The sequence below is a fragment of the Skermanella rosea genome (assembly GCF_016806835.2).
Taxonomy (GTDB): domain Bacteria; phylum Pseudomonadota; class Alphaproteobacteria; order Azospirillales; family Azospirillaceae; genus Skermanella; species Skermanella rosea.
In genome coordinates this window covers 5,145,488-5,158,043 of the sequence record NZ_CP086111.1, presented here as the reverse complement: position 1 = coordinate 5,158,043, position 12,556 = coordinate 5,145,488, and the positions used below count along the sequence as shown (strand labels likewise).

At 67.6% G+C, this 12,556-nt stretch carries 15 protein-coding genes; 12 read left to right on the top strand and 3 right to left on the bottom strand.

The window, feature by feature from the left end; genetic code table 11:
• Nucleotides 1–2 precede the first annotated feature (2 nt).
• Complete coding sequence (gene dctP / locus JL101_RS24080) at nt 3–1,019, bottom strand: TRAP transporter substrate-binding protein DctP (protein ID WP_203098088.1); 1,017 nt, start codon at nt 1,017–1,019, stop codon at nt 3–5.
• A 599-nt stretch (nt 1,020–1,618) separates the two neighbouring features.
• Nucleotides 1,619–2,635: a phage shock protein operon transcriptional activator gene (gene pspF / locus JL101_RS24075; RefSeq protein ID WP_203098087.1), complete on the bottom strand. Its 1,017-nt coding sequence runs from the start codon at nt 2,633–2,635 to the stop codon at nt 1,619–1,621.
• A 191-nt stretch (nt 2,636–2,826) separates the two neighbouring features.
• Here pspF and JL101_RS24070 point away from each other — a divergent pair, with 191 nt between their 5' ends.
• Genes JL101_RS24070 through pspC form a run of 4 tightly spaced genes read left to right on the top strand, consistent with a single transcriptional unit; the run spans nt 2,827 to nt 4,353 of the window.
• Nucleotides 2,827–2,982, top strand: coding sequence for a hypothetical protein (locus tag JL101_RS24070; protein WP_203098086.1), 156 nt, complete (start codon nt 2,827–2,829; stop codon nt 2,980–2,982).
• A gap of 58 nt (nt 2,983–3,040) precedes the next feature.
• Nucleotides 3,041–3,718, top strand: a complete 678-nt coding sequence (pspA, locus tag JL101_RS24065; protein ID WP_203098085.1) for a phage shock protein PspA — start codon at nt 3,041–3,043, stop codon at nt 3,716–3,718.
• A 3-nt stretch (nt 3,719–3,721) separates the two neighbouring features.
• Nucleotides 3,722–3,952, top strand: coding sequence for an envelope stress response membrane protein PspB (pspB, locus tag JL101_RS24060; RefSeq protein WP_203098084.1), 231 nt, complete (start codon nt 3,722–3,724; stop codon nt 3,950–3,952).
• Nucleotides 3,949–4,353, top strand: a complete 405-nt coding sequence (pspC, locus tag JL101_RS24055; protein ID WP_203098083.1) for an envelope stress response membrane protein PspC — start codon at nt 3,949–3,951, stop codon at nt 4,351–4,353. Before pspB ends, pspC begins: the two co-directional genes overlap by 4 nt.
• A gap of 94 nt (nt 4,354–4,447) precedes the next feature.
• On the opposite strand, the gene JL101_RS36575 is transcribed toward pspC, so the two are convergent.
• A complete protein-coding gene (locus JL101_RS36575) occupies nt 4,448–4,570 on the bottom strand; it encodes a hypothetical protein (protein ID WP_267133537.1) in 123 nt (40 codons plus the stop codon).
• A gap of 404 nt (nt 4,571–4,974) precedes the next feature.
• Here JL101_RS36575 and JL101_RS24050 point away from each other — a divergent pair, with 404 nt between their 5' ends.
• The 8 genes from JL101_RS24050 (at nt 4,975) to JL101_RS24015 (ending at nt 12,508) form a co-directional block, all read left to right on the top strand.
• Nucleotides 4,975–5,283: a hypothetical protein gene (locus JL101_RS24050; RefSeq protein WP_203098082.1), complete on the top strand. Its 309-nt coding sequence runs from the start codon at nt 4,975–4,977 to the stop codon at nt 5,281–5,283.
• Between the two features lie 184 nt (nt 5,284–5,467).
• Nucleotides 5,468–6,238, top strand: coding sequence for an FkbM family methyltransferase (locus JL101_RS24045; protein WP_203098081.1), 771 nt, complete (start codon nt 5,468–5,470; stop codon nt 6,236–6,238).
• A 216-nt stretch (nt 6,239–6,454) separates the two neighbouring features.
• Complete coding sequence (locus tag JL101_RS24040) at nt 6,455–7,555, top strand: ABC transporter ATP-binding protein (protein WP_203098080.1); 1,101 nt, start codon at nt 6,455–6,457, stop codon at nt 7,553–7,555.
• Nucleotides 7,556–7,576: 21 nt separating this feature from the next.
• Nucleotides 7,577–8,662 carry an ABC transporter ATP-binding protein gene (locus tag JL101_RS24035; RefSeq protein WP_203098079.1) on the top strand — a complete coding sequence of 362 codons (1,086 nt, stop codon included), beginning with the start codon at nt 7,577–7,579 and terminating at the stop codon, nt 8,660–8,662.
• Between the two features lie 13 nt (nt 8,663–8,675).
• Nucleotides 8,676–9,551 (top strand): carbohydrate ABC transporter permease, encoded by an 876-nt coding sequence (locus JL101_RS24030; RefSeq protein WP_203098078.1) that lies wholly within the window; start codon nt 8,676–8,678, stop codon nt 9,549–9,551.
• Nucleotides 9,548–10,378 (top strand): carbohydrate ABC transporter permease, encoded by an 831-nt coding sequence (locus tag JL101_RS24025; RefSeq protein WP_203098077.1) that lies wholly within the window; start codon nt 9,548–9,550, stop codon nt 10,376–10,378. The genes JL101_RS24030 and JL101_RS24025 overlap by 4 nt, the downstream gene beginning before the upstream one ends.
• A 13-nt stretch (nt 10,379–10,391) precedes the next feature.
• Entirely contained in the window at nt 10,392–10,682 is a 291-nt protein-coding gene (locus JL101_RS24020; RefSeq protein ID WP_323374685.1) for a DUF2160 domain-containing protein, read from the top strand.
• A gap of 77 nt (nt 10,683–10,759) precedes the next feature.
• Entirely contained in the window at nt 10,760–12,508 is a 1,749-nt protein-coding gene (locus JL101_RS24015; protein ID WP_203098076.1) for an ABC transporter substrate-binding protein, read from the top strand.
• The last annotated feature ends 48 nt before the right edge of the window (nt 12,509–12,556 follow it).

Sequence of the window (12,556 nt, the reverse complement as noted above, 5' to 3'; positions counted from 1 at the left end):
GGTCATTCCTTCAGTCCCGCGGTGATGCGGTCGAGGGCGAGCCGGTCGATCCCGGACCGGAGCGCCACGGCCGCCTGCCCGGTGACCAGCCGGGCCCGCACGGCCGTGGCCCTTTCCGGGGTCGGGACGGCGATCCGGACGCCCGCCGCGAGGGCGCGGTCCCGGGCGTCCGCCTGGGCTCGGGCCGCCAGGGCACGCCCTTCCTCGACGCCAAGGTCCCAGGCGGTGCGCAGGTCGCGGCGGCTTGCCTCGTCCAGCTGCCGCCAGAAATAATCGGACACCAGCGGGACGTAGTGGGAGAAATACTGGCGGTCCTCCAGCGCGAAACGCACGCCCCGGGTCCACAGCGGAACGCTGTCGAGCGTGGCGAAGGTGGAGATCAGGCCGTCCACCCTGTTCTCCGCCAGCGCGCGGGGCAGGTCGGTCCAGGCGATCGTCACGGGTTCGGCGCCGAGCGCCGCGAGCCGCCAGGCGTTCGCCACCCCGCCCGGGGACCGGATGCGCAGCCCGGCGAGATCGTCCACGTCGTCGATCGCCGTCCGGGTGGTGAAGACATGGGCGAAGCCGAGCCCGATCCAGCGGCCGAGGACGATGGCGCCCAGGCCCTCCTCGATCTGGCCGTTCATCGCCTCGACCGCCGGGCCGTCCTGGACCAGCGCCGCCTCCTCGGCGGTGCGCCCGTAGAAGACCGGCAGCATGAAGGCGCCGGTGTCGGGAGCCACCTGGTCGAGCTGCCAGGTTCCGGCGACCGCCATGCCGATCTTGCCCTGGACCAGGGCCGCCAGCACGTCGCGGTCGCGGTAGAGTTCGCCGCCGAACCGGTGGTCGACATCGATGCGGTGGGCGCAGCAGTCGCGCACCCGGTCGACGAAGCGGCTGACGATCAGGGTCTGCACGTGGTCGGGGCCGTTCTCCGTCGAGATCAGCAGCATCGGCCGGGCCAGGGCGCTTCCCGTGGCGGCGGTCAGGACGGCGGTCAGCAGGGCGACCGCGGCGGCGAGGCATATGCGAATCGGCATAATACGAATTCGTAACAGATCCGCTCCGGCCGGGGTTTGATATCGATCAAGATTCCCGTCGGACGCGTCGTCGCGCCGGTTGCCGCGGTGTCACACCGCGGTTGTCCGGCGCGGTGACTGCTTGCTCTTCAAAGGTGTCTATTGCGGGCGGTAACACCTTTTTCGTCATGGCCGGACTTGATCCACGGCTGTCCGGCACGATGATTGCTGAATCGATCAGAGGGGGCTTTTCTGGTAGAGCGTTCCTCCGTTCATCGTCATGACCGGGCTTGACCCGGTCATCCCTTGCAGGCTCCATCAACGCCGCCGTGCAGGAAGATACCCGGATCAAGTCCACGGCTGTCCGGCACGGTACTTGCTCATCAGCCTGAAGGTGATGTTCAAGATGATTTGTCTTCCGTTTATCGTCATGCCCAGACTTGATCCGGCCATCTCCGGCCACGGAGCCACGGTGAGACCTGCGACACGATGGCCGGATCAAGTCCGGCCATGACGAAAAGGGGTGCTTGTGCCTGCACTTGACGCTTCTGCGGGTATGACAATCATCGTGCCGGACAACAGAGGTGTCGCACCGCGTATCGTCCTTGCCGCGGCGGCGCTCAGGACGACCGGTCTTCCGACAGGCCGTATTTGCGCAGGTAGCCGCGGAACTGGTGGTAGCGGAGGCCGAGATCGGCGGCCGCCCGCTTCTGGTTGAACTGGTTGCGCTCCAGGGCCCCCGTCAGGAGCCCGATCTCGAAGGCGCGCACGGCATCCGGAAAGGAGCCCGGTTCCGGCGGAGCGGGGCCGGAGGCGGGAACCGGCGGCGGGGAAGCCGACGGTGCCGGCCGCCAGGGCGAGGCGAAGGGATCGAGCACCACCGTGTCGACCGGCCGGTCGGGCCGCTCGGACCGATAGACGGTGCGTTCCACCGTGTTCTTCAGTTCGCGGACATTGCCCGGCCAGGGGTGTGCCAGCAACTGCCCGAGGGCGCGGTCGGTGAAGCCGGCGAAGTAGGGCCGCCCCAGTTCGCGCGCCATGGCGACGGCGAAATGCTCGGCCAGCAGGGGAATGTCCTCCCGCCGGGCGCGCAGCGGCGGGATCGTGATGACGTCGAAGCTCAGCCGGTCCAGCAGGTCGGCGCGGAATTTCCCCTCCGCCGCGAGCGCCGGGAGGTCGGCGTTCGTGGCCCCGATCAGGCGGACGTCGGTCGCCAGGGTCTGGCTGCCGCCGACCCGCTCGAACTCGCCGTACTCGATGACGCGCAGCATCTTCTCCTGGACGGCCGGCGGGGCGTTGGCGATCTCGTCCAGGAACAGGGTGCCGTCGTCGGCCAGCTCGAACCGGCCGACATGGCGCCGCACGGCGCCGGTGAAGGCGCCGGCCTCGTGGCCGAACAACTCGCTTTCCAGCAGCGACTCGGCCAGCGCGCCGCAGTTCAGCTTGACGAACGCGCGGTCCCACCGCCTGGACAGATAGTGCAGGCGGGCCGCCACCAACTCCTTGCCGGTGCCGCGCTCGCCGATGACCAGCGTCGGCTTGTCCAGCGGAGCCGCCTTGGAGACGTGCTCCAGCATCGCCTGGAAAGCCGGGGATTCGCCCATCAGGGCAGGCAGGTCGGGAGAAGGTTTCGCCATGTGGTGATTTTCGCCGAGAAATGAGCTTTCCCGCCATCATGTGGCGTAAATCATCCGGTATACCAGGGGGAGAGCAAGGCGGCTTTGCCGTTTTTTAAATTCTATCAATGGGTTACGCTCTGTTCGCGCGGTTGGCACGGGGGGTGCAAAGCATAGTGCGTACACCATGACCGTTCCCCTTGGAGACTGCCATGCAGGACTATACGCGCTACCGGAGCAGCTACCAGAACACGGCCCGGTCCAGCCGGAGCACCGGCGAGCGCTTCCTTGCCTATCTGCGCACCCGCTCGACCGAGACCTGGGTGTTCTTCGCCGCCGGCGTGATCCTGGGCGCCTTCGTCGGCTGACCGGACGCCGGGCCGACCATCCCCCCAACAGACAGACCATAAGACGGGACAAGCCATCATGGGCATCTTTTCGCGCCTGACCGACATCATCAATTCGAACCTCAACGCGATCCTGGACCGTGCCGAGGACCCCGAGAAGCTGATCCGCCTGGTGATCCAGGAGATGGAGGATACGCTGGTCGAGGTCCGCTCCAGCACCGTCAAGACCATCGCCGAGCGCAAGGAGATCGAGCGCCGCCTGGTCACCCTGAACCGCGAGCTGGAGGACTGGCAGCGCAAGGCCGAGCTGGCCCTGTCGCGCGGCCGGGAGGACCTCGCCAAGGGCGCCCTGGTCGCCAAGTCGAAGATCGCCGAGCAGATCGAGGCGCTTCAGCACCAGCTCGTCCATATCGAGGAGGCGCTGGCCAAGAGCAGCGAGGACATCAGCCGGCTCCAGGAGAAACTGACCGACGCCAAGAAGCGGGAAAAGGCCATCGTGCTGCGCCAGAAGTCGGCGGCCAGCCGTCTGAAGGTCAACAGCCAGATCCACGACGACCGGATCAACGAGGCGTTCGCCCGGTTCGAGCAGGTCGAGCGGAACCTGGACGAGATGGAAGGGCGGGTCGAGGCGTTCGATCTCGGCCGCAAGAGGACCCTGGCCGAGGAGTTCTCCGACCTGGAGGCCTCGTCCAAGGTGGAGCAGGAGCTGGCCGACCTGAAGGCCCGCCTGCACAACTCCAAGCCGGTGGCGGGCTAAGCCATGGGTGGCGGGGGCGTTTTCGTCCTGGCGGTGCTGTTCCTGACCATCGTGGCACCGCTCTGGATCATCTTCCACTACGTCACCAAGTGGCGGTCGGCCCGCGGGCTGTCCGCCGAGGATGAACGGACGCTGGCCGAGCTCTGGGAGAGTGCCGGCAGGATGGAGAATCGGATCGTCAGCCTGGAGAAGATCCTGGACGCCGAGGCGCCGGGGTGGAGGAGCCGACAATGAGCTGGCCGGAATCGCCCTTCGCCTCGCCCAACCCGCACCGGCTCTACCGGGACCGGGAACGGGGAAAACTGTTCGGCGTCTGCGCCGGACTGGCCGACTACTTCGGGGTGGACGCCTTCCTCGTCCGCCTCGGGGTGGCGCTGGGCGGGATCTTCTTCACCATGCCCGTCGTCGGCGCCTACCTGCTGGCTGCGCTGGTGCTCAAGAACAAGCCCGCGCGGGTCTATGCCAGCCGGGAGGAGGAGGACTTCTGGCGCACGGTGGCGACCAAGCCCGATGTCACCATCGCCGGGCTCAAGCACAAGTTCCGGGAGATGGAACGGCGCCTGGGCGGGATGGAGACCTATGTGTCCTCTAAGGAATTCGAACTGGACCGGGCGATCAACGATCTCGATCGGTGACCGGCCGTCAGTTCGAACGAGGTTTCGGCCCGGACGCGCCGTCCGGGTCGGACTCTCCTTCCCGGATCCCGGCATGCGGATCCGGCGGGAGGGATCAGCGGCGCTGGTTGCGCCGGTTGGACCGGACCCGCACGGGAACCGGGCGCGGCGCGTTGGCGGCGGCGTAGCAGCCGGCAACGGCGACAGAGGTGATCAAAGCTATCAGAGCGATTTCCATGTATCCTCTCCTTCGTTGCCAATTAGATTGGTGCAACACCGGTGCGGTTGGTAGGGGTAAAATGAAGCCCTATGCCGTTTTTGCGACTCCGATCAGTTGCCGCTTTTTTGGTCCAGTTTCGTTTACGTGAAATTAACCAAGCATTAGGCTTCGGCCCGCTCCCGGGGTCCCTCCGCGACCCCTGGAGGATCAACCGCGAAACCGCCGCCGGGTTCCTTGGAGCCGCGAAAGATGCGGGGCCTCCGCCGGACGCCGTCAGGCCGCGCGCATGTCCCGGATGAAGTCGTCGACATGGCTGCGCAGGGCGTCCGTCTGGAGCACGAGGGCGGCCATGTCGGCCCGGCCGTCTTCCGGCCAGCCCGCTGGCTTCGCGGGCGTTGTCCAGGGTGCCGCCGGCCTGCTCCGTGACCACGCGGGTGCCGTCGTTCACCTGGGTCACGTTGCGGGCGATCTCCCGGGTGCTCGCTTCCTGCTGGTCGACCGCCGTCGCAGGTCTCGGCGAGGCGTCCCTTGTCGGTCATCCGGACCAGATAGGAGACCAGGATCTCGTTCTCCTCCGCCCGGTAATCCAGGGTGGCGAAGGCGCGGCACGCGTTCTCCAGCCTTTCCCCGTCATCCTTGTCGATCATGCGGTCGAGGCGGAGGAAGGTGGCGACGGTCAGCGCCGCCGCGACGAAAGTGGCGATGCCCATGGCAAGGCCAAGCACCCGTGAATCGATCGATCCCATTATTGCCATACCCCGCCCGAGTCGGAGAACGCGGCCGAGTTCGCCTTCACCTCGAGCACCTAGTCCCCGCCGGACCGACGCGGAAGAAGCGCCGGTCCTGGCAACCCGGCGGCCCGTCCCTATCTTGCTGACGCAGGTGCAGGCACCATCCGGATACAGGACCCTCCCTTTGACACTCCGGCCGAACTCACTCCTGAAGGCCTACGGCGTCGTCCGGTCCGCGCTGATCTACCGGGCCAATCCCCTGCGGCGGCGGCGGTCGAGGGTGTTCTACGGCCGGTTCCTCGGCCCCGGCGACCTCGCCTTCGACATCGGGGCGCATCTGGGCGACCGGGTCCGGGCCTGGCGCGACCTGGGCGCCAGGGTCGTCGCGGTCGAGCCGCAACCCCATCTGGCAGCGGTGCTCGGACGACTCCACGGCCGCGATCCTTCGGTGACGCTGGTTCCCGCCGCGCTGGGCGCCGTGCCGGGCCGCGCCGAGCTGCTGGTCAACCGGCGCAATCCCACGCTGTCCACCCTGTCGGCGGAGTGGGCCGCCCAGGTGGCGGCGTCGCCGCGCTTTCCCGGCGAACGCTGGGAGGAGCGGGTCACCGTGGAGGTGACCACCCTGGACGCGCTGATCGAGGCGCACGGCGTGCCGCGGTTCTGCAAGATCGACGTGGAGGGCTTCGAGCGGGCGGTGCTCGACGGGCTGTCCCGGCCGGTCGAGTGCCTGTCGTTCGAGTTCATACCCGAAACCCCGGAACGGGCGCTCGCCTGCCTGGAGCGGCTGGCCGAACTGGGGCCGCACCGCTACAACGTGGCGCTCGGCGAGGAGCGGCGCCTGCTGTTCGCGGACTGGATCGACCGGGCGGCGATCATCCGCTGGCTGGAGAGTCGCCGCCCGGCCGACGGTTCCGGCGACATCTATGCCCGGTATGTTCCTTTTCGATCATCCTGACCGGAATCATGTTCGTTTAAGAACAATCTGAACCCGAAATTTTCGTTTGCAAAAACACGGGCAGTCCGCATAACCTCCCTTTATCAAATTATAAGAACTCTCCGCACCGGCGCCGCGCCGGGCTCTAGAGGGGGAGGATCGGGGAGGATGGCTGACCATGTGCCGTAACGGCTGCGTTCCGGTTTTCCGCTTGTTACATGGCCGGACCGGGCGCCGATGACCCTGGTTCTCGACCGGATTTCACGCGTCGTCGGCGGTGAGACCCACCTGCACGACATATCCCTCGCGCTGGAGCCGGCATCGCTCAACGTGCTGTTCGGGCCGACGCTCGCGGGCAAGACCTCGCTGATGCGCCTGATGGCCGGGCTGGACCGGCCGACCGGCGGGCGGATTCTCTGGCAGGGCGGGGACGTGACCGGCCGGTCGGTGCGGAACCGCGACGTGGCGATGGTCTACCAGCAGTTCGTCAACTACCCCTCCTTCACGGTCTACGACAACATCGCCTCGCCGCTGAAGCTGGCGGGCCTGCCCAAGGCCGAGGTCGACCGCAAGGTGCGGGAGGCGGCGGCGATCATGCATATCGACGGGCTTCTGGGGCGCCTGCCGGCCGAACTGAGCGGCGGCCAGCAGCAGCGGACCGCGATCGCCCGCGCGCTGGTCAAGGAAGCCGGGCTGCTGCTGCTGGACGAGCCCCTGGTCAACCTGGACTACAAGCTGCGGGAGGAACTGCGCACCGAGATGCGCGAGATCTTCAAGCGGCACCGCTCCATCGTCGTCTATGCCACCACGGAGCCGCTGGAGGCGCTGATGCTCGGCGGAACGATCACCGTGCTGCACGAGGGCCGACTGATCCAGACCGGGCCGACGGTCGAGGTCTACCACAACCCGTCGTCGCTCCGGGTGGGGCAGGTGTTCAGCGATCCGCCGCTGAACCAGGTGGACGGCGTGGTCGACGGGACGGGCGTGCTGCTGGCCGACGGCATCCGGGTGCCGGCGGCGGGCCATCTGGCCGACCTGCCCCACGGCCGCTACCGGTTCGGCGTGCGGGCCAACCATCTCTCGGTGTTCCGGGAGCACGAGGAGGACATCCCGGTTCCCGGCACGGTCGAACTGGCGGAGATCAGCGGGTCGGAGACCTTCATCCATGTCCATGGCCGCGGTTTCGCCTGGGTCGTGCAGCAGGAGGGGGTGCATAGCCTGGGGCTGGGCGAGCAGGTCACCGCCTGGGTCAATGCCCGCCGCCTGTTCGCCTTCGGGGCCGACGGGCGGTTGGTCGCCGCACCGCCGCGGCCCCGGCTGGGCATGGCGGCGGAATAGGCAGGGAGCGGGAGAAGACCCATGGCACGGATCGAACTGCGCGGCCTCGCCCATTCCTACCGGCCCGATCCCAAGGGGGACGGCGACTACGCGCTGAAGCCGATGCAGCACGTCTGGGAGGACGGCGGCGCCTATGCGCTGCTGGGGCCCAGCGGCTGCGGCAAGACCACCCTGCTGAACATCATCTCCGGCCTGCTGGTCCCGAGCGAGGGGCAGGTGCTGTTCGACGGCCGCGACGTGACCGCCCTGCCGCCGCAGGAGCGCAACATCGCCCAGGTGTTCCAGTTCCCGGTGATCTACGACACCATGTCGGTGTTCGACAACCTGGCCTTCCCGCTGCGCAACCGGAAGGTCGCCGAGCGCGAGGTGCGCGCCCGGGTCGAGGAGGTCGCGGACATGCTGGAGCTGTCGGCCGACCTGGGCCGGCGGGCGCGCGGCCTGACCGCCGACCAGAAGCAGAAGATCTCGCTGGGCCGCGGGCTGGTCCGCAGCGACGTGGCGGCGATCCTGTTCGACGAGCCGCTGACCGTCATCGACCCGCAGCTGAAATGGCTGCTGCGGCGGAAGCTGAAGCAGATCCACGACCGGTTCCGGCTGAGCCTGATCTATGTCACCCACGACCAGAACGAGGCGCTGACCTTCGCCGAGCAGGTCGCGGTGATGTATGACGGCCGGGTGATGCAGCTGGGCACGCCGCAGCAGCTGTTCGAGGTGCCGGCCCATACCTTCGTGGGATATTTCATCGGCAGCCCGGGCATGAACTTCCTGCCCTGCCGGTTCGAGGGCGGCGCGGCCGTGGTGGACGACATCAGCATCCCGCTCGCCCGGTCGGTGATCGAGCACGCCCCGCACCGCGGCGTTCCGCTGGAGATCGGCATCCGGCCGGAGCACCTGGGCGTCGGCGCCTCCCCGGCGAACGGCGCCCTGCCGGCGGAGATCGCGCTGGTCGAGGACCTCGGCAACTTCAAGATCGTCACGGCGAGGCTCGGCCGCCACCAGGTGAAGGCCAAGCTGCACGAGGACGCCCCGGTCCCGGTCGAGCGCGGCTGGCTGACCTTCCCGCCCGACCGCACCCGGCTCTATGCCGACGGCCGGCTGGTCGCCTGAAGGGAGAGGCCGCATGGACAACCGCCCCTATGACAACAAGGCCTGGCTGCTGGTGCTGCCGGTCTTCCTGATCGTCGCGATCAGCGCGATCATCCCGCTGATGACCGTGGTGAACTATTCGGTCCAGGACATCCTGGGGCCGTTCCAGCGGGTCTTCGTCGGGACCGAATGGTTCGAGCAGGTGCTGAACGACGAGCGGCTGCACGGCGCCTTCCTGCGCCAGCTCGTCTTTTCCGGCTGCGTGCTGCTGATCCAGATCCCGCTGGGGATCGCCGTGGCGCTGACCCTGCCGGCCAGGGGCTGGCAGTCGTCCCTGTGCCTGGTGCTGGTGGCGCTGCCGCTGCTGATCCCGTGGAACGTGGTCGGGACGATCTGGCAGCTCTACGCCCGGCCGGACATCGGGCTGGCGGGCGTGGCGATCAACGGCATCGGCATCCCCTACAACTATACCGCCGACGCCTTCGATGCCTGGCTGACCGTGCTGATCATGGACGTCTGGCACTGGACGCCCCTGGTGATCCTGCTGTGCTATGCCGGGCTGCGGTCGATCCCGGAGGCGTTCTACCAAGCGGCCAAGATCGACGGCGCGTCCGCCTGGGCGGTGTTCCGGTACATCCAGCTTCCCAAGATGCGGCGGGTGCTGACCATCGCGATCCTGCTGCGCTTCATGGACAGCTTCATGATCTATACCGAGCCGTTCGTGCTGACCGGGGGCGGCCCCGGCAACGCCACCACCTTCCTCAGCCAGTTCCTGGCGCAGATCGCGGTCGGGCAGTTCGACCTGGGGCCGGCGGCGGCCTTCTCGCTGATCTACTTCCTGGTGATCCTGCTGCTGTCCTGGATCTTCTACACCTACATCACCCACACCGACCGGGAGGACGCGCGATGAGCGCCCGGGGCAAGCATTCCGGTTCCGGCTTCAGGAAGCGCCATGTCGGGCTGATCGTCTATTTCGTCTTCCTGCTGCTGCCGATCTACTGGCTGCTTGCCATGTCGGTGAAGCCGAACCAGGAGATCCTGAGCGGGTTCAGCCTGTTCCCGGAGACGGTGACCTTCGCCAACTACGTCACGATCTTCACCGATCCGTCCTGGTACTCGGGCTATCTCAACTCGATCCAGTACGTGGCCCTGAACACGGTGATCTCGCTCGCCGTGGCGCTGCCGGCGGCCTACGCCTTCTCGCGCTACCGGTTCCTGGGCGACAAGCACATGTTCTTCTGGCTTCTGACCAACCGCATGGCGCCGCCGGCGGTGTTCCTGCTGCCGTTCTTCCAGCTCTACTCGACCTTCGGGCTGATCGACACCCACATCGCCGTGGCGCTGGCCCACTGCCTGTTCAACGTGCCGCTGGCGGTCTGGATCCTGGAAGGCTTCATGTCCGGCGTCCCGCGCGAGATCGACGAGACCGCCTATATCGACGGCTACGGCTTCCCGCGGTTCTTCCTGACCATCTTCCTGCCGCTGATCCGCGCCGGGATCGGGGTGACCGCCTTCTTCTGCTTCATGTTCTCGTGGGTCGAGCTGCTGCTGGCCCGCACCCTGACCAGCGTGGACGCCAAGCCGATCGCCGCCACCATGACCCGCACGGTCAGCGCCGCCGGCATGGACTGGGGCCTGCTGGCGGCGGCCGGGGTGCTGACCATCGTGCCCGGCGCGCTGGTGATCTGGTTCGTCCGAAACTACATCGCCAAGGGCTTCGCCCTGGGCCGGGTCTGAGGAGGCGGTGCCCGTGGATTTCGCCCTGGAACTGGAATGGATGGCCTGGACCGGGCCGACCGCCGCCTTCTTCGCCGGCATCGCGCTGATCCTGGCGGGCATGACGGCGTGGCAGGCGGTGTCGCCTTCGGTCGAGCGGCGGGGCCTCCTGCCGATGCCGACGACGCGCGGCGACCGGCTGTTCATCGGCCTGCTGGGCAGCGCCTATATCCACCTCGCCATCATCGGCTTCACCGACCTGAACCTGTGGATCGCGTTCGGCCTGTCGCTGCTGTGGATGGCGGTGGTCATGAGGTTCGGGTGAATGCCCGACCCCGGCGAGGTCCCCGGGAGCAGGGCCCGATCGTGACGACAACAACCAAGAACGGTTCGGAGGAAACGATGTCGAAGACGGTGCGAAGAACCCTGATGGCCGGCACGGTGCTGGCGTCCGCCCTGGCCCTGACGGCCCTGCCGGCGCTGGCCCAGACCGCCGACCAGATGAACGCGGCCCAGCGCTGGATCGACCAGGAGTTCCAGCCCTCCAGCCTCTCCAAGGAGGAGCAGCTGAAGGAGATGGAATGGTTCATCAAGGCGGCCGAACCGTTCCGCGGGATGGAGATCTCGGTCGTGTCCGAGACCATCACGACCCACGAGTACGAGGCGAAGACCCTGGCCCGCGCCTTCAGCGAGATCACCGGGATCCGGCTGAAGCACGACCTGATCCAGGAAGGCGACGTCATCGAGAAGCTGCAGACCCAGATGCAGTCGGGGCGCAACGTCTATGACGCCTATGTCAACGACAGCGACCTGATCGGGACCCATTTCCGCTACGGCCAGGCGGTGGCGCTGAGCGACTGGATGGCGGGCGAGGGCAAGGACGTCACCCTGCCGACCCTGGACATCGACGACTTCATCGGCAAGAGCTTCACCACCGCCCCCGACGGCAAGCTGTACCAGCTTCCCGACCAGCAGTTCGCCAACCTCTACTGGTTCCGCGCGGACTGGTTCGCGCGGCCGGACCTGAAGGAGAAGTTCAAGGCCAAGTACGGTTACGAGCTGGGCGTGCCGGTCAACTGGTCGGCCTACGAGGACATCGCCGACTTCTTCACCAACGACGTGAAGAACATCGACGGCGTCCGGGTCTACGGCCACATGGACTACGGCAAGAAGGACCCGTCGCTGGGCTGGCGCTTCACCGACGCGTGGCTGAGCATGGCCGGCGCCGGCGACAAGGGCATCCCCAACGGCGTTCCGGTGGACGAGTGGGGCATCCGGGTCGAGGGCTGCAACCCGGCGGGCTCCAGCGTGACCCGCGGCGGCGACACCAACGGGCCGGCCTCGGTCTACGCGCTGACCAAATACATCGACTGGCTGAAGAAGTACGCGCCGCCCGAGGCCGGCGGCATGACCTTCTCCGAGGCCGGGCCGGTCCCGGCGCAGGGCAACATCGCCCAGCAGATCTTCTGGTACACCGCCTTCACCGCCGACATGACCAAGCCGGGCCTGCCGGTGGTCAACGCCGACGGCACGCCCAAGTGGCGCATGGCACCGTCGCCCCACGGCTCCTATTGGGAAGAGGGGATGAAGCTGGGCTATCAGGACGCCGGCTCCTGGACGCTTCTGAAGAGCACCCCGGTCGATCGCCGCAAGGCCGCCTGGCTGTACGCCCAGTTCACCGTGGCGAAGTCCACCTCGCTGAAGAAGACCATGGTCGGCCTGACCCCGATCCGCGAGTCGGACCTTCAGACCCAGGCGATGACCGACATGGCGCCCAAGCTGGGCGGGCTGGTCGAGTTCTACCGCAGCCCGGCGCGCGTGTCCTGGACGCCGACCGGCACCAACGTTCCGGACTATCCGAAGCTGGCGCAGCTGTGGTGGCAGAACGTCGCCGAGGCGGTGACGGGCGAGAAGACCCCGCAGCAGGCGATGGACAGCTTGGCCGAGGCCCAGGACGCCGTGCTGGCACGGCTTGAGCGGGCCAACGTCCAGGGCGACTGCGGCCCGAAGCTGAACAAGGTCCAGGACGCCCAGTACTGGTTCGACCAGCCCGGCGCGCCGAAGCCGAAGCTGGCCGACGAGAAGCCCAAGGGCGAGACGGTCGCCTACGAGCAACTGCTGGAGGCCTGGAAGCAGGGCAAGGTGCGGTAGGCGCCCGGCGGGGCTTCCGCCCGGCCTGACACCATGCCGCATGGCGTC